Source organism: Streptomyces sp. NBC_01013, from assembly GCF_045162765.1.
Taxonomy (GTDB): domain Bacteria; phylum Actinomycetota; class Actinomycetes; order Streptomycetales; family Streptomycetaceae; genus Streptomyces.
Window position 1 is genome coordinate 8427535 of record NZ_CP108687.1, and the last position, 25731, is coordinate 8453265.

At 64.7% G+C, this 25731-nt stretch carries 14 protein-coding genes and 1 pseudogene; 10 read left to right on the top strand and 5 right to left on the bottom strand.

The genetic code is table 11. The features are described 5' to 3' along the window. Window positions 1-153 precede the first annotated feature (153 nt). From OG538_RS36360 to OG538_RS36390, 7 genes and pseudogenes are all read left to right on the top strand, one after another. A complete protein-coding gene (locus OG538_RS36360; protein WP_406099914.1) occupies window positions 154-6675 on the top strand; it encodes an RHS repeat domain-containing protein in 6522 nt (2173 codons plus the stop codon). Further along, the gene (locus OG538_RS36365; protein ID WP_406088847.1) at window positions 6672-7091 is read left to right on the top strand and encodes a hypothetical protein; all 420 of its coding nucleotides are present in this window, start codon (window positions 6672-6674) and stop codon (window positions 7089-7091) included. The genes OG538_RS36360 and OG538_RS36365 overlap by 4 nt, the downstream gene beginning before the upstream one ends. Before the next feature lie 70 nt (window positions 7092-7161). Further along, complete coding sequence (locus OG538_RS36370) at window positions 7162-7467, top strand: transposase (protein ID WP_406088845.1); 306 nt, start codon at window positions 7162-7164, stop codon at window positions 7465-7467. After that, window positions 7464-8348: an IS3 family transposase gene (locus OG538_RS36375; protein WP_406088843.1), complete on the top strand. Its 885-nt coding sequence runs from the start codon at window positions 7464-7466 to the stop codon at window positions 8346-8348. The genes OG538_RS36370 and OG538_RS36375 overlap by 4 nt, the downstream gene beginning before the upstream one ends. Window positions 8349-9066: 718 nt before the next feature. After that, the gene (locus OG538_RS36380) at window positions 9067-9780 is read left to right on the top strand and encodes a hypothetical protein (protein ID WP_406088841.1); all 714 of its coding nucleotides are present in this window, start codon (window positions 9067-9069) and stop codon (window positions 9778-9780) included. A 33-nt stretch (window positions 9781-9813) separates the two neighbouring features. Continuing rightward, complete coding sequence (locus OG538_RS36385) at window positions 9814-10395, top strand: S1 RNA-binding domain-containing protein (RefSeq protein ID WP_406088839.1); 582 nt, start codon at window positions 9814-9816, stop codon at window positions 10393-10395. A gap of 31 nt (window positions 10396-10426) precedes the next feature. Continuing rightward, window positions 10427-11276 (top strand): annotated as a pseudogene (locus OG538_RS36390) (IS5 family transposase); the annotation flags it as partial. A 130-nt stretch (window positions 11277-11406) separates the two neighbouring features. Here OG538_RS36390 and ltrA read toward each other — a convergent pair. After that, the gene (gene ltrA, locus OG538_RS36395) at window positions 11407-12846 is read right to left on the bottom strand and encodes a group II intron reverse transcriptase/maturase (RefSeq protein ID WP_406088837.1); all 1440 of its coding nucleotides are present in this window, start codon (window positions 12844-12846) and stop codon (window positions 11407-11409) included. Between the two features lie 674 nt (window positions 12847-13520). Then, window positions 13521-14159: a hypothetical protein gene (locus OG538_RS36400; protein ID WP_406088835.1), complete on the bottom strand. Its 639-nt coding sequence runs from the start codon at window positions 14157-14159 to the stop codon at window positions 13521-13523. 383 nt (window positions 14160-14542) lie between these two features. Between OG538_RS36400 and OG538_RS36405 the strand changes: the two genes are divergently transcribed. After that, entirely contained in the window at window positions 14543-16615 is a 2073-nt protein-coding gene (locus OG538_RS36405; RefSeq protein ID WP_406088833.1) for a Shedu anti-phage system protein SduA domain-containing protein, read from the top strand. Between the two features lie 814 nt (window positions 16616-17429). Here the strand turns inward: OG538_RS36405 and OG538_RS36410 are convergent. Together OG538_RS36410 and OG538_RS36415 are read right to left on the bottom strand one after the other, a co-directional pair. Next, window positions 17430-17825, bottom strand: a complete 396-nt coding sequence (locus OG538_RS36410; protein ID WP_406088831.1) for a hypothetical protein — start codon at window positions 17823-17825, stop codon at window positions 17430-17432. 295 nt (window positions 17826-18120) lie between these two features. Continuing rightward, a complete protein-coding gene (locus tag OG538_RS36415; protein ID WP_406088829.1) occupies window positions 18121-18462 on the bottom strand; it encodes a hypothetical protein in 342 nt (113 codons plus the stop codon). Window positions 18463-19989: 1527 nt separating this feature from the next. Between OG538_RS36415 and OG538_RS36420 the strand changes: the two genes are divergently transcribed. Together OG538_RS36420 and OG538_RS36425 are read left to right on the top strand one after the other, a co-directional pair. After that, window positions 19990-21111: a S1 family peptidase gene (locus OG538_RS36420; protein ID WP_406088828.1), complete on the top strand. Its 1122-nt coding sequence runs from the start codon at window positions 19990-19992 to the stop codon at window positions 21109-21111. 96 nt (window positions 21112-21207) lie between these two features. Next, window positions 21208-22113, top strand: coding sequence for a hypothetical protein (locus OG538_RS36425; protein ID WP_406088826.1), 906 nt, complete (start codon window positions 21208-21210; stop codon window positions 22111-22113). Between the two features lie 227 nt (window positions 22114-22340). Here the strand turns inward: OG538_RS36425 and OG538_RS36430 are convergent, their stop codons facing one another. Next, on the bottom strand, window positions 22341-24854 hold the full coding sequence (locus OG538_RS36430; RefSeq protein ID WP_406088824.1) for a Helicase associated domain protein: 2514 nt from the start codon (window positions 24852-24854) through the stop codon (window positions 22341-22343). Window positions 24855-25731: the final 877 nt, after the last annotated feature.

Here is a 25731-nt window from a genome sequence, read left to right on the forward strand (position 1 = left end):
ACTGCTCGACACATTGCGCGTCCACCCGGACCCGCCATCAGCGATCCAGTGAGCTCAAGCGCCGACGCGGCCCGAGCACATCCTGCCCATTTCCGAGAACCAGGAAGTCACGTGTCTCCATCACCCTTCCGCACACGCTTGCCAGCGACGGTCATACGCCGCTGGCTCGGCCGTGGCGCGCTCGCCCTCTCGTTGTCCCTCCTGCCGCAAATCGTGGTTCCCTCGGGCTTCGACTTCGCCGCCCAGGCCCAGGCTCCGGCAGCCCGTAAGCAACTGGAGAACCGGCCGGACGCAAAGATCGACAAGGTGGGCTCGTTCAAGCCCACCACGTCCAGGGCCCCGAAAGACAAGACCGCCCCCTCCGCCCAGAAGACCCGGGGCCGGCTGAACAAGGCCGCCTGGCCGAAGCCCGGAACCACCACCGTCAAAGTCGCGGCGACCGGCGCTTCCACCGTCACCGTCGGCGGGCTCGCCATGAAAATGGTCCAAGAGCCCACCGCCCCAATACCCAAGCGGGCGAAGAGCACGACGCAGGCCCAGGCCACCGGTCCTGCCGAGGAAGTGGCACTCAGCCTCCACCCCCAAACGGCTGCGCAGAAGGCGGGTGTCAACGGCGTCCTGCTCACCATCGACCCGGCAGGCGCCACGCCCAAGGACTCTGCCGGTGACACCGACAAGCTTCGCGTCTCGCTGGACTACTCCTCCTTCAACGACGTCTACGGCGGCAACTTCGGTCCCCGCCTGCGCCTCGTGGCACTCCCGGCGTGTGCGCTGACCACGCCAGAGAAGGCTTCCTGCCGCACCCAGACACCAGTGGCAGGCTCGGACAACAACACCGACACCCAGACCCTCACAGGCACCCTCCCCGCCAACACCGCCGCTACCGGCACCCCGATGCTGCTGGCCGCGGCGGCCGCCACCTCCGGCGGCGGGGGTGACTACGCCTCCACCCCGCTGTCCCCGACGGCGACCTGGGAGGCCGGCGGCAGCACGGGCGACTTCACGTGGGACTACCCCCTGCGCGTACCCCCCGCGACGGCGGGCCCGTCACCGAACCTGTCCATCTCCTACAACTCTGCCTCGGTGGACGGCCGCACGGCCGGAGAGAACAACCAGACCTCGGTGATCGGCGAAGGCTTCTCGATCGCCGAGTCCTACATCGAGCGCAAATACGCGTCCTGCAAGGACGACGGCCAGGCCGGCAAGGGCGACCTGTGCTGGAAGTACGCCAACGCCACACTGGTACTCAACGGCAAGGCCGTCGAACTGGTCAACACCTGCGCTGCCAAGGCGGCCTGCGACACCGCAGCGCTCTCGCAGTCGTCCGGCGGTTCGTGGAAGGTGAAGAACGAGGACGGTTCGCGGGTCGAGCACCTGACCGGAGCCACCGGTAACGGCGACGACAACACCGAGTACTGGAAGGTCACGGACGCCTCAGGCATTCAGTACTTCTTCGGCAAGCACCAAATGCCCGGCTGGAGCAACAAGGGAACCACCGATACTGCTGACGACGACGCCGTCACCAACTCGGTATGGACTGTCCCGGTCTTCGGTGACGACGCCGGTGAGCCCTGCTACCAATCCACAGGCTTCGCGAACTCCTCCTGCTTGCAGGCATGGCGCTGGAATCTGGACTACGTCGTGGACACCCACGGCAACGCCTCCACCTACTGGTACGCCAAGGAGACGAACTACTATTCCAAGAACGCCGACACCACCGTCAACGGCACCGCCTACACCCGCGGCGGCGTTCTCTACCGCATCGACTACGGCCAGCGCAGCGACCTGATCTACACCAAGCCCGCATCCCAGCAGGTCCGCTACACCTACGCCGAGCGCTGCGTCACCACGGACGGCTGCACCAGCTTTACGAAGGACACCAAGGCCAACTGGCCCGACGTGCCCTTCGACATGATCTGTGTGTCCGGCACCAAATGCAGCACCCAGATCGGCCCGGCCTTCTTCACCCGCAAGCGCCTCACCGATGTCACCACCTCGGTATGGACCGGCACCGGCACCACCCGCCGCGACGTGGACACCTGGCACCTGACGCAGAACTTCCCCGACACCGGCGACGCCTCCTCGGCAAGCCTGTGGCTGCAGGCCATCCAGAACACCGGAAAGGCCAACACCACCGCGGCCTCCATGCCGCCGGTCCTCTTCGACGGCATGCAATTGTCCAACCACGTCGAAGGAAGCGGCCCGGACACCCTGCGCTACATCAAATGGCGGGTACGGACCATCCAATCCGAGACCGGCTCCAAACTCACCGTGAACTACTCCGACCCCGACTGCATCTGGGGCACCAGCATGCCGTCTGCGGTCGACACGAACACCCGCCGCTGTTTCCCGGTCAAATGGTCCCAGTCCGGCGCGACCCCGACCACCGACTGGTTCCACAAGTACGTGGTCACCTCCGTCTTCCAGGAAGATCCCTACGGCCACGGCGACACCGGTGAGAAGTACTACGACTACCAGGGCGGCGCCGGCTGGGGCTACTCCGACGACGAAGGACTGACCAAGACCTCCAACCGCACCTGGTCACAATGGCGCGGCTACGGCAAGGTCGTGGAAACCTTCGGAGACTCCGAAGGCCCGCGCTCCAAGAAATCCACCCTCTACATGCGCGGCCTGAACGGCGAGAAGGAACTCGACGGCACCGCACGCGTGGAAAAGGTCACCGACTCCACCGGCGCCGCAATCGATGACTTCCGCCAGTACACCGGATTCGTCCGCGAGACCCTCGCCTACAACGGCACCGAAGAAATCAGCCGCACCATCAACACCCCCTGGTCCCACAAGACCGGAAGCCACACCTACGACTGGGGCACCACCGAATCCTGGATAGTCCAGGCCGACGAGGCAGTCACCCGCACCAAAACCTCGACCGGTACCCGCACGGTCAATCAGAAAACCACGTACGACACCACATACGGCATGCCGGTCGCCGTGGAAGACTCCGGCGACATCGCCATCACCGGCGACGAGTCATGCGTGCGAAACACCTACGCCCGAAACACCTCGGCCTGGCTGGTGAACGCCGTCTCACGCACCGAGACCTACTCAGTTCCCTGCACAGCCACCCCAGCTATTCCCGCCGACGCCATTTCCGACATCACCATGGCCTACGACGGCCAGACGGTCGGTGCAGCACCCACCAAGGGGGACATCACCGCCTCCTACCGAGTCGCGAGCTACGGCGAACTCGACAAGAAGCCCGTCTACCAGCAGGTCTCGGGTGCCACCTACGACAAACTGGGCCGGCCGTCCACCGCGACCAATGCCCTCAACCGCACGGTCACAACCACCTACGTCCCCGATGACACCGGCTACGGCCCGCTGACGTCGAAGACCACCACCGACCCCAAGCTGTTCACCTCCACCACCGAGGTGGACCCTGCCTGGGGCACAGCCGCCAAGACCACCGACGCCAACGGCAATATCACCGAATGGGCCCTTGACGCACTAGGCCGCCTGGTATCGGTCTGGCAGCCGGACCGCTCCCGCACGCTCGGCAACGCCGCCAGCGCCGTCTACGCCTACAGTGTCAACAACGACAAGGAGACCTGGGTCCGCACCGACGCCCTCAAGGCCGACGGAAAGACCTACAACAGCTCCTACGAGATCCTCGACAGCCTGCTGCGCTCCCGTCAGACACAGGTCCCCGCCCCGAACGGCGGCCGGGTCATCTCCGAGACTCTCTACGACGACCGCGGCCTGCCATACATCTCCAACAGCCAGATCCACGACAACAACGCCCCCTCGGGCACCCTGGCCAACACCTTCCCCGGATCCGTCCCCGCCTCCACCGAGACGGTCTTCGACGCCGCCGGCCGGGCCACCGAATCGGTCTTCCGGGTCTACGACCAAGAAGAGTGGCGCACCAAGACCGACCAGCAGGGTGACCGCACCAGCACCACCGCTGCAGCAGGGGGCACCGGCACCCTGAGCATCGTCGACGCCCGCGGCCGGCTCACCGAACGCCGGGAATACGCCGGCCCCGCCCCGACCGGCAGCGACTACACCCGCACCCTCTACGAGTACACGCCCGGCGGCCAGCTCAAGAAGATGACCGGCCCGGACGGGGCCGCCTGGACGTACGGCTACGACCTGCGCGGTCGCGAGATCACCTCCACCGACCCCGACCAGGGCCAGATCGACACCACATACAACGACGGCGACCAACCGCTCACGGTCACCACCACCCTCAATGGTGCCTCCCGCACCCTGATTACCGACTACGACGAACTCGGCCGTAAGACCGGCACCTGGGACGGAGTTAAGGACAACGCCCACCAGCTGACCAAGTTCACCTACGACTCCCTGGCCAAGGGACAGCCCACCGCCGCAATCCGCTACGTCGGCGGCACCACCGGCAAGATCTACTCCCAGGTCGCCACCGGCTACGACGTACTCGGCCGGTCCAAGGGCACCAAGACCGTCATCGCCGCCAGCGACGCTCTGGTCGTCGCCGGCGCACCGCCGACGTTCATCACCTCCCCCGTCTACAACCTCGACGGCACCCTCCAGTCGACAACGCTCCCCGCAGTAGGCGGCCTACCAGCAGAAGCCGTAACTAACACCTACAACAGCCTCGGCATGCTCACCGGCACCGACGGCCTGACCGACTACGTCCAAAACATCGGCTACTCCCCATACGGCGAAATCGAAGAGACCCGCCTGGGCACCTCCACCGACGCCAAGCAATTCCAGATCCTCAACCACTACAAGGACGGCACCCGCCGCCTGACCAACACCCACACCGTCGACCAGACCAACGCCGGCTACACCAGCGACGTCAACTACACCTACGACACCTCCGGCAACATCAAGTCGGTCACCGACAACGCCAACGGCAACGACACCCAATGCTTCGCCTACGACGGCTACCGCCGCCTGACCGAATCCTGGACCCCCTCCTCCAACGACTGCACCACCACCCGCTCGGCCTCCGCTCTCGGCGGCCCGGCCCCGTACTGGACCAGCTGGACCTACAAGCCCGGCGGCCTGCGCGACACCCAGACCGAGCACAAAACCACCGGTGACACCAAGACCGGCTACGGCTACCCCGCCGTCAACGCCAACGGCACCGGCCAGCCCCACACCCTGACCTCCACCACCGTCAACAGCAACCCTGCCAAGACCTTCACCTATGACGAGCAGGGCAACACCACCAAGCGCTACGGCCCCACCGGCACCGCGCAGAACCTCACCTGGGACATCGAAGGAGAACTCACCCAACTCACCGAAGTCACCAAAACCACCGACTACCTCTACGACGCCAACGGCGAACTCCTGATCCGCCGCGGCCCCATCAAGACCGTCCTCTACCTGGGCGGCCAGGAACTCCACTACGACACAACCACCAAAAAATTCACCGGCCAGCGCTACTACCCGGCCGGCGACGCCACCGCCGTCCGCACCGAGAACGGCCTGTCCTGGATGGTCGACGACCACCACGGCACCGCCTCAATGAGCGTGGACGCCACCACCCAGGCCGTCACCCGCCGCTACACCAAGCCCTTCGGCGAGAGCCGCGGAACCACACCATCCACCTGGCCCGACGACAAGGGCTTCCTCGGCAAAACCACCGACACCGACACCGGACTCACCCACATCGGCGCCCGCGAATACGACCCGGCCAACGGAAGATTCCTCTCCGTCGACCCCATCCTCGCCCCAAGCGACCATGAGTCCCTCAACGGCTACGCCTACGCCAACAACACCCCCGTCACCCTGTCCGACCCCACCGGCCTCCGCCCCGATGGAATGTGCGGTGGCGCCTCAAGCTCCTGCAACGGTGGCACCGAAACCTGGACCAAGACCAAGAACGGCTGGGACTGGGCCTACACGAAAACCACTACCAAAACCTTCAATTACACCCAGTCAGACGGTCACGCCGGAAGCGGCACCATGACCAAGACCGTCCACCAGACCGCTGGCAGGACCACAACGAAGATTGTGTTCAAGAAGGGGCCAGAGCCGAAGCCCGCAAAGAAGGAAGTGGTCTCGCACGGCTGGGCCATGGGCAGCAACCCGAACTACGCCCCAACCGTTAGCGACGACTGGATCGACCGCGGCAAGCTCGCCACCTGGCAGAAGATCGTCCTCGGTTTTGCCGTGGCCGTGGGTGTAATTGCAGCTGCGGCGCCCATCGCTCTTGACGGGATCGCTGGCTGCCTGGCGGCAGCGCCGGTGTGCGCAGCGGAAATTACCGAAGCGGCGACCGGCGGCGCCTCTGGAGGCAGCGCGGTCGCGGGGACTGGCACAGTTGCAGCTGCTGCAGTACGGGCTGAGAGTGAAAGCGCGCCCGGGGCGGCGCTTGCTTTGAGGGCGACTTTCAATTCGAATTCGTCTGCTGCGCGGCACTACTCCAAGCATGTCCTCGCCGTAATCGCTAAAAACAGGGGAAAGGTGAAGGTGAACCCCAAGGGGATCGATATGCCTGAATTCAAAGGTCCCCAGGGGAGGAAGCGGTATGGGGAAGCTGCTCGAAGCTTCATGTCCGGAAATGGGCCGGAGGGCTCCCTTTCCCTTCCGAGCTCAAGCGGGGGCATGTATCGTGTCGACCCAAATAGTGGATACTTCGGATACATGAACTCGTCTGGTACGATATCAACATTCTTCAGAACGGAAGGCGATCCCATGGCGTATTTCTTGGAGCAGTTTAAGTGACGCCGGATACAACCGACCTTGCGCTCATCGTGGCTGAGGTGTCTCAGCGTCTTGGGCGTCGGCAAATCCTTTCTCCTGGGGAATTGCTGGGTTCGTGGTCATCGTTCGTTGACGAGTGTCAAGAGGGTTACGAATATGACTATTCTGAGTACCTGAACGACATATCCGTCAGAAATGTCCTTCAGGCGGTCATTGTAGATTGCAGGGTTTCCAGGCGTTTGGTATCTTCTGCATGGTTTGCAGGTGAGCTTGACGTAATCGACCTCCGGTTCAAGAGCCTCGTGGAATCAGGACCGGCTGTCCGGCCAGGCGACGCTGACTGGTGGATGGTCAAAATTCCTGGCTTCGGCGGCGAGGATTTTGTTGCGGATACCCTGGAGCGTTTCGGGGAAGTGATCGCATTGGTGGCAGAGTGAAGTGGAGTGACCCCCGAAATTCCGACACCTGGACGCTGGATGTTTCGTCATCCAGGGGAAGTGATCCAAGGTGGCAAAGCGAAAGAACTACCCCGAAGAGTTCAAGCGGGACGCTGTGGACCTGGTGCGTTCCTCGCCGGACCGTTCCCTCACCGACATCGCTCACGGCCTGGGTATCCATCTGGAGACCCTGCGCAAGTGGGTCCGGGAGGACCGGACCCGCGTCCAGGCGGCGGACAGCGGGGGTGACGCCGGCATGACCCCTGACGCGAAAGAAGAGCTCAAGCGCCTGCGGCGGGAGAATGCCCGACTGAAGGAGGACAACGAGATCCTCCGGAAAGCCGCCGCCTATTTCGCGCGGGAGACGACACGGTGATCCGCTTCCGTTTCGTCGACGAGCACAGAGGCGCCCACAGGGTGAAGCGGATGTGTGATGTTCTCGGCTGGGACCGCTCCGGCTACTACGCCTGGCACCAGAACAAGGAGGCGCGGCAGGAGAAGGCCGATGAGGAAGAGGTCCTGGCCTGCCGAATCCGGGAGATCCACACCGATTCCCGGGGAGCTTACGGGGCCCTGCGGATCACCCGGAAACTCCGGGACCAGAGCCACGTGGTGAACCGCAAGCGCGTCGCCCGGATCATGCGGGAGCGTGAAATCGTCGGGATAACGCGACGGAAGTCGCGGTCGCTGACACGACAGGACCGCACGGCGCCGCCGGCGCCGGATCTGATCCTGCGGGACTTCACCGCGCCGTTGCCGGGTCTGAAATTCGTCGGGGACATCACCCGCCTGCCGACGGCCGAGGGATGGCTGTATCTGGCGACGGTGATCGATCTGTGCACGCGGGAGGTTGCGGGCTGGTCGATGGCCGACCACATGCGCACCGAACTGGTTGCGGATGCCATCCGGATGGCCCATGCGGGTGGACACACGGCAGGAAACGCGATCTTTCACTCCGATCGCGGATCCCAATACACGTCCCATCAATTCCGTTCTCTACTCGGCGAGTTGGACATTCGGCAGAGCGCCGGGCGCACCGGTTCGTGCTTCGACAACGCTGCCGCGGAGAGCTTTTTCGCCGTCCTGAAAGCAGAGATCGGGACGACCGTCTGGGAAACCCGGGCGCAGGCTCGGCAGGACGTTTTCCGGTGGATCGCGGAACATTACAACCGGGAACGGCTCCACTCGACCATCGGCTACATCACGCCGTACCAGGCGAGGATCCGCTGCCATCAACGGCTGGACCTCGCGGCATAAAACGGAAGTGTCGGGACCTGAGGGGTCACTTCAATCTCGTCGAGGCCCTAAAGGCAGGCAGCGTAACGGCATCTGACCTGCCTCCTATTCGAGTTTTCCGACAGAATGGTAAAATCTACACGCTCGATAATAGGCGGCTCTACGCCTTCCGTGAGGCAGGGGTAAGTATTCGCTTCACGCGCGCTTCGGCGGAGGAAGTGCAGAGCGAAAGCTGGAAGATGACGACAATGAATGACGGTATGTCAATAGTCGTAAGGGGCAGATGATTTGAGTCTTCGTCAATGCGCGGTCGAGGTAGGAAATAGGGAAGACTTTTCTATATTTCTTCGGAAGGCTCTTGAGGATTTCGAAGAGAATCCCGAAGAATGGGGGAACAGTACTCTTACAGATTTCCTCGAAGCTTGGGCGGCCTGGGTCCATGACATGCCTGGATGGTATAAAAATCGCGGGCAGGAAATGCCTGACCAGCCCGATTGGAATCTGCTAGCCAGCATGGTGATGGCCGCTCGTGTGTACGAGTAGAGGGTCCCTCGCAGCCTGTGGTTCGCCGAAGACAGCGCCGAAGCCATCCGTTCCGGTGCCGCCCTAGTACGTGAGGCGCAGTCCTCCTGGCGTCGCCACAGCCCGCACAGCAACCGGGCCGAGGCCAATGAGTGACTTCAGCGCAGAGGCGATGGGCCTCGTGATCCGTGAGCACCGCCAGGACCAGAGTCCCTCTATGACCCAGGAAGAGTTGGCCAAGCAGGCCGATTACGGCAAGGGCGGTGCGGTCTCCATCTCCCGGATCGAGCACGGGCTCGTGAGCCCCAGGGAGCACCGTCTGGCCGCCATCGCCCTCGCCCTCCAACTGACGCCGGAGCAACTCAAGCATGAGGCGGAGGACCGAACCAGGGCCCTCGCACGTCAGCGGGACCAGCGGCCAGTGAAGCTGCGCGTCCAAGTCGCGGAGACTAAACGACGCCATGCCGAGATCAATGAGAAGGCGGCCCAACGCTCGAAGATCACCCAAGAATTCGGTGAAGCCTTCAACCTTGTTCATGACGCCGCCCGCGACAAGTTCTTCCTAAGGTTCGTCGAGCTGGCCGAGAGCATCAGCGGGGCACCAGAGCCCGACAGACCGAGCGAGGAAGAGCTCGAGACCACGGGCGAACCCCCTGCTGCGATACGAATCGAAGCCATGTCCGTCGGGATCGCCAACGCGATCCGCGGAGCCGCTGCCGGAGGCGTGGCCGGGGCAGCGGCCGGCGGAGCCGCGGCCTACGGAGCGTTCGCCGCCGCCGCGCTGTTCGGAACCGCCTCCACCGGAGCTGCCATCTCGACGTTGTCCGGGGTCGCCGCCACCAACGCCACCCTCGCGCTCCTAGGACTTGTCCGGCCGATCATGGTTCCGGTTGCTGGGGTACAGCGGGGCTTCAGTCTGTCGAGGTCATAGTCGGCCCGCGATGTCGTATGCCAGGGTGACGGTATGGACTGGCAGTCGGAGAGCCCGGAACTCTGGGCATTTTTGGAGACCTTGCACAGCGGCGACATATTGTCTGGCACCGTTGCGGCGATCGAGCGGTTCGGGGTCTTCGTGGCCCTGGACGACGGACCTGCCCATCCCCTCTTCCCCGGTGTCGGGTTCATCGTGATCCCCGAACTGTCCTGGCGGCGCATCGAAGCCCCCACCGATGTCGTTTACGTAGGCCAGCGGGTCTCGTGCGAGTTCCTCCAGTTCGACACCTACAACGCGGAGGCCAGACTGTCCTTGAAGGCGCTGGAGCCCGACCCCCTGCGGGCTTTCGCCGACCGCACGGTGGGTCAGGAAATCCGCGGGACGGTGGAGAAGACAGTTCCCATCGGCGTCTTCGTCGAGCTCGGAGACGGGTTCGTCGGGCTGCTCCCCTCCATAGAGATCGACGGTCGGCCCGCAGCGAGTCCGGTGGAGGACATGGAGGCCGGAGAGGGGATCACCGTCGTCGTTACGGAAATCGACCTGCCGACCCGCCGAATCTTTCTTTCCAGGCCGAAGAACGCTCAGCGCGAAGGTGTCGTGCCGGCCGCGTGACGGCCAGCGTGCTCCAGCCGTTGAATGGAGCATGGGGCGGGGTGATCTGAGTGATGCCGAGTGGAACGGCTGCGGCCGTTCCTGCCGGTCAGCAACCGGCGTTGCGGCAGGTGGCGGGATCACCGGCAGGTGATCGACGGGATCCTGCACCGGGTGCGAACCGGAGTGCAGTGGCGTGACCTGCCCGAACGGTTCGGTCCGTGGAAGACCGTCTATGAACGCCACCGGCTGTGGTCGGCGGACGGTACCTGGGAACGTCTCCTCCAGCAGGTCCAGGCCGCAGCCGATGCAGCAGGCGAGATCGACTGGGACATCTCGGTCGACTCCACCATCGTGCGGGCGCATCAGCATGCGGCGGGCGCTCGCATCGCCCCACCGTCGGCGCCCGGCTCAAAGGGGGCCGAGGAGCCAGAACATCAGGACGAAGCGCCGTGGCAGAGTCTGCACGCCCGCCTGGTGGAGGTGGTGCTGGAGGCGAGAGTCTGGGCCGCTCGCGCGGCGGGTTCACCAGCAAGCTTCACCTGAGCGCGGACGGCCGTTGCCGTCCGCTGTCCCTGATCGTCACACCAGGTCAGCGAGCTGACTGCACCCAGTTCATCGCGGTGCTGGAGAAGATCCGAGTCCCTAGACCGGGCCTGGGGCGACCACGCAAGAAGCCCTACAGCCTTGCGGCCGACAGGGCCTACAGCAACGGCCCCATCCGCGAGTACCTGCGAAGGCGGGGAATCCGCCACACCATCCCGGAGAAGACCGACAGCCAGGCGGCCCGCCTGCGCAAGGGCACAGGCGGTGGGCGGCCGCCCGGCTTCGATGAGGACCGGTACAAGAAGCGCAACACCGTCGAGCGGGCGATCAACCTCTTGAAGCAGTCCCGGGCGGTCGGTGAGGTCGACTCGGGGCGCCCTGCTGGTGTTTCCAACAGTGGGTTTCCCCGAGCCGCCTCCCGAACCCGGCGTGCCCGTCTCCGGGCACCGGGCTCTCCACAAATCCCGTTCCAGGATGTTCAGTTCATCAAGCCGTAGTGGGCCACGGAGCCGGAATGAGTTTTCCCCGGTATCGGTATCTGGTCGTGCTTACCTTGGCCGGGTTGAACAGTTCCGCTTCCTCTGTGGCGGGCCACCAGCCGCCGCCGTAATAGCGCCGACGGAGCTGTTTCCAAGTGATCCCGGGATGCTTGCGTCGAATCCATCGTGTCACCCTCATCCACGCGTAGTGGCTGAGGTAACAGAAAGCGACGTTCGAGACTCCGGAACGGAAATACGCGCACCATCCCCGCAACACCGAGTTCAGCCGGTGGAGCAAGGAATCCAGCGACAAGCCGACGTTCTGTCGCCCGGTCAGTTCCTTCACCTTTCCCGTCATGGAACGCACTGACTTCCGTGCCGGGTAGGTGTAGATGTACTGCCGATCAGTGCCAAGTTTCCGGTGACGCTGGATGCGCCATCCAAGAAAATCAAGGCCCTCGTCAATGTGCGTGATATGTGTCTTCTCCACCGACAGGCGTAGGCCCATCGGCCGCAATGCCTCTGCGACCTCGTCGCGTAGTTCCTCGGCATGGTCCCGGCGCCCGAAGACGAGCACGAGGAAGTCGTCCGCATACCGGACCAGCCGGTAGTTGGGCAATCCCCGGCGTCGTCTCCTGCGCCGATCCTCGGAGGTGCCAGCTGGTCCTCCGAGGCCCTGGGCAATGTGCTCGTCCAGGACCGAGAGTGCGATGTTGGCCAGCAGCGGCGACAGGATCCCGCCCTGCGGGGTCCCGGTGCGTGTGTCCGTGAAGGCTCCGTCACGGGACAGGATCCCGGACTTCAAGAACGCCTTCACCAAGGACAACACCCGCTTGTCCCCGATTCGATTCCGCACCCGCTCCATGAGGGCCGGGTGCGAGATCTCGTCGAAGCACGCCGTGATGTCGCCTTCTACCACCCACTCGTATCCGTGGCTGGCGAGGTAGCGGCTCTCGGCGATCGCATCGTGAGCTCGGCGGTTCGGGCGGAACCCGTAGGAACACGGGAGGAAATCCGCTTCGAACACCGGCTCCAGCACCAGTTTCAAGGACGCCTGGACCACTCGGTCCGCCACGGTCGGAATCCCGAGACGACGACGTTTGCCATTCGCCTTGGGAATCATCCGCTCGCGGACGGGAACCGGATGGAAGCTGCGGTCTCTTATCTGGGTCCGCAGCTTGTCGAGAAAAGCCTCGACTCCTTGCCCGGCTTCGATGGAGCGGGCGGTCTTCCCATCCACTCCGGCCGTGCGGGCACCCTTGTTTCCCCGGACACGGTCCCACGCCACCAACAGGAAGGCGGGATCGGCCACGAGGTTGAACAGGTCGTCGAACCCGCGATGAGAATCATCAACAGCCCAACGGTGCAGCTTGGTCTGGATCTCCAGTACCCGGCGTTCGGCCTTCATCAAGGCCCATTCCAGCTCGTCGGTATTCACCGGCGACATCCTCCTGGCATTCCAGTCTCCTTACTGCTGACTTGCTGGCCCCTTCCCCATGTGACCGGCTTTCCCGGCCTCGGAGTACTACGGGGCCTCCGTCCTGCCCGACGGCCATCAGCCGGCGATGGACCTGCCCCCGATCGGACTGGATGTCCGACACGGGAGCGACCGTGGACAGTTCCCACGTTCACCACGAATCGATCGACAGGTGAGGTGCCCAGCTCTACCCCGGCAGCATCGCCACGCTTACGCCGCAGACTTTCAGCGTGGCCTCCCCACCGATGAGTGGAGTCGGCTTCGGAGTCGACCACCGACGAGCACTGGTGGTCGTGCACTGCGTCCGGCCCAAATCCGCCAGGTTCGAGCCGGTGTCGTAATTACGGGGCGTCAGGCACTGATTTCTCGCGTGCACCTTCCTGTCTCGCTAGCCGGACCCGGGTCGTCTGGCAGTACCAACCCGTCCCGGCGTTGTCGGGGCTGCTTACCGCTCAGCTCGACATCCCCCGAACCGAACTGCCCCCAGCTGCAACCGGATTGCTACGACAACCCGGCGGTGAAGGTCTCTCACCTCACTCGATTCCATGGCGCCTCGTGGCGCACCCACTCGCTACGACAAGCGCGGTTACGTTTTCCTCGGCACCGCGACGGTGGCAGCCCCCGCAATCTGGCTCCGGTCCTGATCAGGGCCAGTCCTCGGTGACGGGGTACATGTGGGCGTAGGGATCGGGCTCACCTGTAGAAGGGTCCAGGCCGGCCCTAAGCCGTCGATGTTGCTCTCGCCAGCTGACGAAGGTGTCTGTCCGCTTCCAGAGCGACGCATCGCCGAGTGGGCAGGCGTCGAACTGGCCCAGCATCATGCGGGTGATGAACTGGACCGTGTTGCAGTCGAACAGGGCCCACGGCGACTCGCCCCACGAGTGGTGCCGGCGCCAGGCTATGACAGGCCACTTGTCCGGATCTGGGTCGTTCATGAGCCAAGCCCTCTCGTTGGCGTTCATCCCAGAACCCCAGGGCAGGACGGCATCGGCACCCAGCGTCACGTCTGGGATTCCTGAGCCGTCCTCCCAGAGCCCGCGCAGGCCGTCCGTCATGCCTCCGATGTGACACCCTTCCCAACCGCGCACGTCACTCGGGAGTGGGGGCAGAATGACGAGCTCTCCGATATCGCCCACGCCGTACGTGTCCAGCAAAGCCTTGTAGTCACTCGGCAGCTTGGTGCCTAGCGCGACTTCGGCCGCAGCCCAGTCGATTTGCTCGCCGCCTACGAAGTCTGCTGGCACGAGGTCGAGCAGTACGGCGACGTCGGGATGAATGCCCATGGTGAAGCCCCTTGAGGTCAGTGGTCAGCAACCCTAGTTGTGCGGGCTGACACTGTTGCTCTGGGTAGCCAGGTCCCCAGGAACCCGCCCACGTGTTCAACATGGGAAGGCCAGGACTGTGACCACCGAGCACAGCGGGTGTGACGCCCAGTAGGACGACCTCAGCAACCATCCTGGCCGGACCGGGCGAGCCCACCCCGTATGCAAAGCATCTGCTGCTTCAACGCCATGATCGGCCGGACAAGTCCTAGGCGGATGCGCGGCCCAACGCGAACTCAAGGTCGTCCAGCAGCCTGCTGCGGCACTCTGCCTGATGTTTCGTGTGGGATGGGAAAATCTCGATCGGCCGGTACGTGGCCGCCTTGCCCTTCATCCTGGGACCCATGACGTCCAGTGACCCCTCCCCGGCACACCCGCAGCCATCGATCACTTCGGTGACGCGGCGCGAGATCTTCGACTCCCTGCGCGGGATATCGAGCCCCTGGTGGGGGAGATTGGACGAGGTCACGTTCCTGGAAGGCCTCTACGACCTGGACCGGCCTGCGTTCGAGAACAGCCGGCTCCCGACCGTCCGCGCTGACATCCAGCAGCACCGGATCAACAACGAGGACGACCTGCCCGACGACTGGATCTTCGAGGACTCCCGGTTGGAGCTCTCCGACGGACCGGACGAGGTGCTGCTTGCCTTCCTGGCGCGCACCGTCCACCCCGAGGTCGCGACTGGTATTGAGGAGGCGATGAAGCAGGTTGAGGAGCTGAACCGGCTGCTGGCACCGGACGGATGGGGCTTGCGTCCACACGAGTCCCTTTCGGGCCGCCCTGTTTACACGCCGGTCCGACTTCCGCCCACGGGACCGCTGGTCCCCCTGCCGCTGAACGACGACGACGCGAGCAAGCTCGATCTGGTCCTCGGGCAGACTTACAGCCTCCTGGACTGCGCCGGCGAGGAGACCGCGTGTGACCTGTTGCGCACGGCTGTCCTGACCCTGCGCCGCGATGGTGGCTTCTTCCGTCCCACGCCTGGTGACAGTTGGACAGAGCACACCTACGCGGCGGTCCTGACCGTGGAGCGCGATCTCCAGCCCACCTGCACCCCGGAGATGAAGGAGGTGATCTGGAGGACACTGGAGCACCTGTTCAGCCAGCTCGGACGCACCGACGTCCAGGACCTCGTCGTCGAAGGTGATCACCGGCCGCTGCCCAACATCTCGCCGGACTGGCGGACTCAGGCTGCGGCGCCCGCTACCCCCATCGTTCGCGGTCTCCGTCTCCCCTTCTCCACTACCGAGTTCGACGTCACCCGCAGGGATTTCGCCGATCTGGAAATCCGCAGCTCGCAGGACAGCAGCGGGTTCCACTACCTTTACGACACCCGCGCATGCCGGATGGTCACTGACTTCGTCCTCGACGACCGGCCCCAGGTGGCCACGCTGTGCAACGTCACCATCATCAAGAAGGGTGACACCTTCACGCCGAGGATCAAGCTGTGGAAGAAGGACAAGAGGAAGGCAGGGGAGGCCTCCGCCACGCAGACGGTGCCCGATACCGGGACCACCCGGGCTATCAAGGCGCTCGTCGACACCGGGGACGTCTACGAGAGCTTCTGGAAGGTCATCAACTTCCTCCAGGGCTGCGCAGGGCTCAGCACGCCCGGCGACTCTCTCCAGCTCGTGGCCAGGGACGAGGATCAGCTGGCTCAATTGCTGACCGGCCAGGACCGGACGATGGTTCTCGGTGCGGTCAGGACCGCGATCGGGGGCGGGCTCACCGAGGAGGACATCCGGTTGATCAGCAACCGCAAAGAACAGCTCCAGAGGTTCGAGCGACTGCTGAACGATGCGGACTACTTCCAGCAGGAGGAGAGCCTGGCAACGACGCGCGGGGCGGAAGCGGTCTGGCAGGCCTTCTTCGAGGCGAACCAGTGGATCTTCGGCTACGGACTCAACCTCATCGCCTGCGAATCCATCGACGACGGCAAGCTGGAACGCATCACCACCGGTGCGAACATCTTCGGCGGAGCCGGAAAACGCATCGACGCCATCATGCGTTCCAAGGGCCTGATCAGCAGCATGCTCTTCTGTGAAATCAAGACCCACGACACGGAGCTGCTCGCCAAGACCCCGTACCGCGCGGGTGTCTACCAGGCCTCAAAAGAATTGGGGGGCGGCGTGGCGCAGGTGCAGAAGACCGCCAGCAAGGCCCAGCAGCTCATCTCCCGTGAGTTCCTCACCCGCATTTATGACGACGACGGCACTCCGACCGGCGTCGAGATGTCCACTACCCGGCCCCGGCAGGTCGTGGTGATCGGGAGTCTGCGCGAGTTCACTCACAACGGCGCCGTGAACCCAGAGAAGATCAACTCATTCGAGCTGTTCCGGACATCGATCCAGGACGTCGAGATCATCACGTTCGACGAGCTTTACCAGCGAGCGTCCTTCATCGTCGAAGATCGCTAGGCGGCCCACCCGTCGGCCCGCCTTCCACTCTGTTCTTACGGTCAACACGGGCAGTCGTGCGCCACATCTGATTCGGCCCGCGCTTCCGTCGCCCGGGCGCCGCGAAGGCTTGCAACGCCTCAGCGTCCGGAAAGTCGTACGGCGGCCGCATCAGCTCTCCGGCCTCCCGATCCTCCTCGGTGCGCTGCTTAGCCTGCCGCGGCTCTACCAACCGTTGCAGACGGGTCTGGACCGCGGTGGCATCGGCGTCATCCACGGCAACATGTCGGAGAGCGCACCATCCATGACGTACCTCCCCTCACCCGAAGAGATCGAAGCCGCCCGCACACCCGCCGGCGGCTGGAAGCGAGACCAGCTCGGCGCCTGGGGCGTGCCGTGGCCCCCGCCGAAGGGCTGGAAGGACGAGCTGGCCGAACGCGCTGGGAGGCATCCCGTCCGGACGGACCGCCGGCGCCCCGGCCCGCCCCGGCCCCGCCCGCCCCGGCCGACTTCGCCCAGTACACGCTCGACTTCGGCTGATCCGACGACAGCAGGGCCGGACAGGATCACCCTGTCCGGCCCCGCTGCTCGTTTTCGGCTGCTCACCGGCCGAGTCGGATGTGTGTCCCTCACGCGAACTTGAGGTCGTCCAGAAATTTAGCGACTGCCAACGGCGAGTCCGTGTCGCTCGTTGAGACGCAGTTCGGCCACGTCACGTAGGTCTTTAGCTGACGGTTTGCTTCTGTTCACCCAGTACAGGATGAAATGGAAGGAAATCCTGTTGCGAAGCATCGCGGGTCAGCCGCTGACTCGAGTGCCCACACCCACAGTCGAGCTACTCAGCATTAACCTTTTCCGCCATGGGGAAGCCCGACACCGACGCCAGGAACTGCGCTGACGTGAAGTAGGGATTGTTCGTGCCACCGAGCACCTCGATGAGGATCGCTTCCCCGTCGCACTCCATGACTCGGTACTGGTCACCTGCCCGGAGCGCGAGACCCTTGCCGTCCTCGCCGTCGGACACGACGTCGAAGACCTGGCCCTTCGTCGAGCACGCGGCGTTCCGCATCTTGGCCGCAGCCCTGGCGGCCCTGAATACGCTCTTCCCACCAGCTTCAGCACTCCGGCCGATGGCCCACCCGCCCACGGCGGTGGCGACGGCCAGCGCCCCGGGGCCGCCCACCTTCTTCGCCAGCGTCGTCATCGTCTGGTATCCCCCCAGATTTCCCATCCATGCCTCCTCGTTGGCCGTGCACCAGGGGCAATCTTATGGAAGGTGGCCATCGACACGGGTCGAAACCCGAGCACCCTGCCCGGTGACAGGTCGCTGACACACACGCGACGTGTCACCGCAGGTCAGCGCCGACACCGGCGTTCTCGCACTCCCTAATGAGGTGGACGGTCTCCAGCTCCTCCTCCCACCGGCTGATCGCGACTCGATACGCGCCCTAGCCGGGCCGTGATGGACCGGGCAGCTCCACGGGCTATCGCGGTAGTCAGGCTGGCACCGGCAGTGGGCTGCTGGCTCAACGATCTCCGCGAGGGGCCCGGGCTTCGAGCTCTCCGATGATGCTGACCCAGATTTCATTTGCCTGGCTCGGCATTTTCGCCTGCGCGTCCTTCATGGCCGTAAGGATCTCGACATGCTTGTGCTGGAAGGCGAGGGACCATGATGCCGACGCCAGCACGGCAGAGAGCTCCGTGAGGACGCGCTCGGGCGCGGAGTGGTGTTGTAGCAGTTCGGCTGCGCAGTCAGCGCTGGCAGCGGCGTACGCGTGCGCCTGCCCGTCCTCGGTGGCAACTCCCAGGGCTCGGTAGTCCGGATTGCGTTCGGGAGTTGGCACCGGACCCCGAAGATCGAGGCGCATGGCATACCACTTGGTGCGCGGCCGGGCGAGAACGTGGACAAGGCGACGCCGCCCTGACGGATGGTCCCCGGGCGTTCCTAGCGCTCACCGACCCAACACACACCGTCCTGGACACCCTCATGAGCGCGGCACCAGCGGCCCCGGCCATCCGGGACTTCTTGATCAACGGCTGGATGCAGACCCTGCGACAGCCAGACGTGCGCGACCACGCCCACCAGATCCTCCTCGGTTGGGCGCGAGCCGCCCACGAAGGTCGGCTGAACCGCACCACGACGTTCGGCATCCTCACCGACGTCCGCAACGCCCACACCCCTCTCGATGCCATGTTCCCGCTTCCTATACGGGAGCCCAGACCAAGACGACAAGGCTCTGATCGAAGCGCGCTTCGCCCTGGCTAACCTCCGGGCCTGCAACCACACCCAGTGCTCCGAACCCCACTGCCCACTCAAGGAAACTGTCGGCACTCTCCCGGACACCAGCACTGCCGGAGGCACAGGTGAACTCCCATCGTGACGCCTCCACACCACACCAGCGCATCAAGTTTCCGCTGAGCCGGTGGCTGCTAGCACCACTGACCACACGGCGTGCCCGGCGTCTGGCAGCGGCGTACGGGCCCGGCATGGACGCACGCACCGCCTGGGTGCTGGCCCGGACAACGACTCATCCTGAAGAGATCTCCTTTGCCAGGAACCACCTGAGGCAAGACAAAGAAGACGATTCGTAGCCAATGCGCCACCGGCCGCTAGGCCGTGTGTCGAAAGTGGATCTTGAGCGTTTGGCTTTGTCGACGTCACACGACAGCAGTTGTCGACGGCCTCGGGAGGCGCTCGCTGAGCCCGGATCTGGACGTCGACGAGAACGGGAGGCACCCGCCGGCACTCGGCAACGGCGAGACGACAGCTGCCACCTGCGCCCGTAGCCAGCGCTTTTGTCCCGGGCCTCGGAGGACCAGCAGACGGCGTCTTGCCAGTCGACACCGAGCTGCTGTCCGAAGCGATCGATATTCGACGCGGGAAACGCCTCCCGAACTGCCAGAGAAACGCTGCTCCTCGTCATCGACAGAGCCAGTGGCGAGTCTTTCAGACCGCCGACGGCGATCACCACCTGGCCGACGACCCCTGTCCTGGCCCATTCACAGAACGGCGGTGATGATCCAGATGATCTCAAAGGGCTACTTTCCGCCGTGGCGAGAATGCCTTCTCGCATAACGACCACCGCGAAATCCGATTTGTGGACATTGGTCACAGTTGGGGAATTGATGGCTACTTCAGGCCAGTCTCAAAGTATAGGGTCCATCGCCGTCAAATCGCTGATACCTTCAACACCGCTCGACCGCGAAACGAGACAAATCCGGGATAGCCGAATCTCGGGAAGGGGAAGAGAGTTGCTTTCGAGGCAAGATGTATCCGCCCGGTGGGCGTCCCTGAATTAAATAGCAACTTTTTGGATTGCGTGACAATCCTTAAGGGGTGTAGGTAAATCAACGCGACACCCCGATGTGACTGCCCAATTAGTTTCGATAATTTCTTGGAGATCGCCATGAAGCGTGCCCGTAAGAGACTTGCGCAGATTCTTCCCGTCGCCCTGCTGACCGTCATTGCGGCAACCGGACCGGTGTCGGCAGGGGAAGACCCTAAGCCCTTGAGTGCCCCCTCCGAGGTGGCAGCACTGGCGGCCAAGCTCGGTGACGACCGAACCGGCGGCGTGTACTACGAGGACGGCCGCCCTGTGATCACTGTCACTGACGAGGCGGCCGCACGGGCCGTCCGCGAAGCGGGCGGAACTCCGAGACTCGTGGCCCGTAGTGCAGCTGAACTGACGTCTATTCACCGCAAGCTTGACCAGTTGGAAGGGATTTCCAATACGTCGTGGGGTATCGAGGCGAGGACCAATCAGGTGAGCGTCGAGATCTTTGACGGGGTACCCGCCGCCAGTCAGGCCAGGATCAAGAAGGTGGCGGCAGCTGAGCCGGGTGCGATACGCATCGACAGGATCCATAGCAAGCTGAAGTTCAAGGCTGATATCCGCGGCGGAAATGGAATTACCTCCGAGGGTTGGATCTGCAGCGCTGGATTCAATGCCAAGAACTCCGCGGGGGTGGTATACGCGCTGACAGCTGGGCATTGCGTGCCGGGTACCGGTAATATCTGGTACATGAATGCGAACGGCACTGAGGTCGGTCCCCAGACTGCATACAACTTCGGGACCGGCACCAGCGGCTACTGCGACTCTTCAACTCGGGCGTGCGACTGGGCCAGCATTAGAGCAGATGGTGCCGATATTTACCCATTCGGGATGGTCCGGTTTCGGGACGGTACGTTCGGCCAGATCACTGACTCGCGCTACCCGTCGGAGAACGAACACATCAGCAGGATTGGAGTCATGAGCCAAGATTTGACGGGCAATGTCACTAAGAACGCAGTGACCGTCACGATCGACGGTAAGTCATTGTATGGCATGTTTGAGGTGAACAATTGCGCTCTCGGCGGGGACAGTGGAGGGCCGGCATTCAATGGCACGACGGCGCTGGGACTTCTCTCCGGAGGAACCGCCGAGACGACGTGCACATCCTCCTCCAGCGGCACCTACCGTAACTACTTCACTAAGGTGCAGACCGTGCTGACAGAGCGCGGCCTCAAGGTCTACTGACGCCGCCTGCGCTCCAGTTGCCGCAACCGGAACCCCGCCTGGCCCAGCCACGTCACAGACGGGACGACCCATTGCTCTGTTTCGCCGGGAGGCCAAATGCTCATCAAGATATTGCGCTCTGTCAGCCTGCTCGCTGGAGTCGCTTTGTCTGCCGCTGGCCTGGGGGCCGTCTCCGGTTGCGGCAGCCAGCAAGAAGTCAGTAGGGACACGAAGATGCAAGCTCAGCGCGCCAAACAGGTCGCTGAGGCATGGGACGGGTCAGCCGCAGCTGCCGCATGGCGTGACGGTTTCCATCCCATGAGCGACGTGACTCAACTACCGAGAGGCGGGCTGCGCAGCAAGGCCGATCGACAAGCCTACCAAGACCACAGTTTCGTCCTGGAAGGAAAGTTGCCCGGCACCACGCACAAAGCTGGCCGTGTGACTTGGGACGACGACGGAACACTTACACGACCGCTGAGGGGAGCCGATGAGGCGTACAAGATTTTGACCGGCGGTGCCCGCGTCGATGATGGAACACCACACCTCACTGTGACCGGTGCGAGTCTGGGAGAGATGAACCTGTCCACTGCCCGCGGACCGGCCGTGGTTCCAGCTTGGCTGTTCAACCTCCGGGGCTATGCCTCCCCCCTCAAGCAGGCCGCAGTCATTCCGTCGGCCCTCCCTAAGTCGCCGATGGGGTCGGGCTCGGACATCCCCGGATACCCACTCGACCGGCTGGTTCAAATGACACCAGACAGGCGATCGATCACTGTGGTCACAGTTCATGGCCTCTGCGACGATGAACCGGCAATTGATGTGCTGGAGACGCACGGCAGCGTCGTGCTGACATCCTCTGTCCAGGAGCGAGCGGGGTCCGGCACCTGCACCAAGCAGGGACACTTGCAGCAAGTGACAGTGAAGCTGGAGCGCCCTCTGGGAGACCGAGTTCTACTGGACGCAGACACCGGCCGTCCCATTCCCTATAAGCCGCTGCACGGGCCCTCACCGAGCTGGAGCTGAGCCGTGCGAGGAGCAGTGGCAGGGACTGGAAATGGAGCGTCAGCGACCCCGTTAGTTCCCACCCGCTTTAGTAGCGCGCAGCTGACCGCTGGAAGACAGTACGGCAGAACGGCGCAAGGGAGCCGCCCCGTCTCAGGAGATGCTTGACTTCGACTGCCCCTGGGCGTCAGCGTGGGCCGGACAGCATCCTGTCCGGCCCACGTGCTTGTCTGTACGCCGCTACACAGCTACGACCACCGCATCCCGACCTCGGACAGCTGCTCCATCCGCTCCGGGGGCAGCGTCGCGGCTCTGCTCCGCTGATTCCCGATCCAGGCCCCCAGCTGGTGCTCCCGTTCTTCGCCGACCATTCGCTCGACGTGCTTCCTCGGGACTTGGAGGTGGCCTTCGCGCTCGTAGAACTGCTTGGCGGCCTCGTAGTTCATCGCCCACTTGTCGGCCTGCGTACGGCGCTTAGGCTTCTCGTCCTCGCTGGCGGGCTCGATCCCGAGAACCTGCTCGCACATCCACTGCTGCACGGTCGTGAGCTGATCCCACCCGTACCGCACCGACTGCACCCACCGTCCGAGGTCCTCGCCCTGGCGCAGGACGTCGCCCGCCTCGGTGGGCAGCGCCTCGCCCGCGTCCAGGTGCATCCGAACCAGGTGGAAGGCCCGCTGCCAGGTCACCGGCCAGCTCGGGCACCAGGAGGCGTCGATGTTCTCCAGTTGCTCGCGACGTTCGTCCGACAGGGCTCCGGCCGACGACTGAACCGGCAGACCCTCGGCACGCCGCTGCTCGTTCTCCGCGGCCTTGCGGGCGGCGGCCCGCGCGTTCTTCAGGAAGATGCCCACCTTCGCGCCCTGGAAGGTGGCGTCCAGCGGGGCCAGGAGGTGCCCGTTCGTCTCGGCCCACCCGCGCGCGGCGGACAGGCCCTCCTCCCACGCGACGTCGAAGTGGCTCCAGATCATGCCGAGCTTCTCCAGCTGCGCGACGCGGTCCTCGTCCATGTCACCGCGGGCGTAGAACCGGCGGGCGTCGGCAGTCCACTGCCCGAGCGGGAACCCGGCGAGCGAGGCCGGCCACCCGGTGGCTTCCGCCTCCTGGCCGTCGTCCACGGCGGGCACCCGGAACGTGAACGGCACGCGGAGGTCCCCGTGCTCGCGGGCGTAGATGACGGCCGCCTCCACGCCGCGCCGCCAGTGCTCGTGCTCCGGGTTGAGGACCCGCAGGTTGATGAACGCGGCGAGCGCGGCAGGGTCGCGGGGAGTGGAGAACTTCAGCAGGGCCTTGGCGGGGGCGCTGACGCCTCCGGAGCCCTCGCCGCTCTCGCCCGTGCTCTTGCCGCTGTCGTCCTTGGCTACGGGCTTGTAGCGGCTCGGGGCTTGCTGCTCCGCGAGGCTCTCCACGATCCGCGCGTCGTGCGCCCGCAGCGCCTCCAGCAGCTTGGCGAGCCCGCCGAAGGCCCGGGAGGTGAGCATGTTGTCGGCCGTCTCGCCCGGCCCGAGCAGCACCGGCACCACGAGGGAAGCAACCTTGCCCTCGCCGGGCTGCATCCGCAGCGCCCGGCCCACGGCCTGGACCAGGTCCGGCATCGAGCCGCGTACGTCCGCCCAGTACACGGAGTCACAGCTTTTGGTGTCTACGCCCTCGCCCAACACCTTCACCGAGCACAGGAAGCACTTCTCCACCACGGTGCCGTCGCCTGCGATCCCGGCCGCGAACTCCCCGAGCAGCCGGCGCCGATGGAGCGGCTTGTGGTCGCCGCACAGCCAGTCCGCCCAGATCGTCTTCGGATACAGCTCCGGATCGGCGGCGTGCAGCTGCGCGGCGACGTCCGGAAGGCCGGCCGCGAAGGCCTCGGCCTCCTTCACCATGTGGTGGAAGACCAGCGTGCGCCGGAAGTTCTCCTCCGCCGACGCCTTCACCAAGGCGGTCTGCAGAGCGGCAAGCCGGGCCCCGCGCACCTCAGCCGAGCGGCCCTCTGCGCCCAGGAGCTGCGCGGCCTGGAGCGCGGTGTCCGTCACGTCCACGCATACGACCTGGTAGGGCGCACAGATTCCCCGGTCGATCGCCTCCGAGAGCGTCAGCGTGAAGCAGCGGCTGCCGAAGGGGCCCTCGGGGTCGTCTTCCATGCTCGCGACCAACTCGCCCGGTGCGCCGGCCTCGTCCTCGTCCCCGAGCTGCCACAGCCGCGGCGTGGCCGTCATGTAGAGGCGGCGCAGGGAGGGGATCTTCTGGTTGTCGTGGACGACCGCCCACGGCTTCCCGATCCGGCCCGAAACGCGGTGGGCTTCGTCCACGACGATCAGGTCCCAGGCCGCGAGGCCCCCGGCGTGCGCCCGCTCCAGCGTGCCCAGACCGAGCGAGGCGTATGTGGCGTACACGGTTACCTTGTCCAGGCCCCGCGTCCACTCCACCAGCTCGTCCACGTCCGTGGTGTTGGGGAAGGACACCTCCTCACGCCGCAGCGAGGAAACCCCGATCATCGGCCCCCGGCGGCCGCCCTCGCGCCACGCGGACTCGGTTTGGGCGAGCAGGTCCAGCGAGGGCACGAGCACCAGCACACGGCCCGCGTGGAGCTCCTCCGCGCTGCGGACCGCCACCCGCGTCTTCCCGGAGCCGGTCGCCATGATCACCTGCGTTCGAAGCCCTCGCTCGGGCACAAGTGATCTTGCAGGCAATTCGAGGGCACGCAGGACCGCGTCAATGGCTTCTCGCTGGGCTGCCTCGCGCTGATCAGCGCGGTCTTTGCTCGACATATCGCCTGCCTTCTCCTGAGGTGCCGTCCGGTCGATTCAAGCGGAGGGAAATGGCAAATCTGCACTTAGACGGACCACAAGGGCTACGTTTGGACTGACGTGATCGGCTGGTTGATCCGCCCCACCGGAATACCGGCAAGGCGGTTGAGTGGATCTCGATAACCCTCCGGAGCGATCCGGGGTGGTGTGCTCTGAGTCCAGAGTCTATCCCGCTCTAAGAAATGAAGCACAAAGAATGAGACGAGATTCCCCCGAACGCGGCTGAAAGCCGTTAGTCTTGCCTTATCGCAAGCCAGTCCGGGACCTTGACGCTCCCTCAGTCTCGTCCGCTTCTTCGGATGGTCAGCCCGCCCTCGCAATTGGCCAGCGGCTGCTGTGTGCCGCCCGCCGGCCTGGGCATCCGGGAGACATGACTCGACTCAGCGTGGCTGCCACAGAACTGGCCCAGAGCGCCCGGCCTGATGGACCCCCATGGCTCAAATGGGCATTCCTGGCCGTGTGGCTCATCCTGGCCCCCGTGATCATCTACAAGCTGCACCAACGCGGCTACTTCAGAAGAAGGCGCTAAGAGCCCGCCCCTCATAGCCAGCCGGGCCCGCGCCAGCGGGCCACAAGGTCCTGGAGGCGCAGCCGGAGGGACCGTTGGGCAGGGGAGCGCAGCGGACCGGCCCAACCTGGTCCGGAGTGAAACGGAGGACCAGTCAGGCCTTGCACAGCAAGGCCCGGTCCGGAAGCGCAGCGGACGGACCGTCACCTCCCGGACGCAGTCCGGGAGGTGGGTACCTCGCGCAGCGAGGTACAGCGCGGACGCGGAGCGGGAGCGCAACCACCGCGCGCAGCGCGGTGGTTCGCTTGCCCATCGCGCAGCGATGGGGTA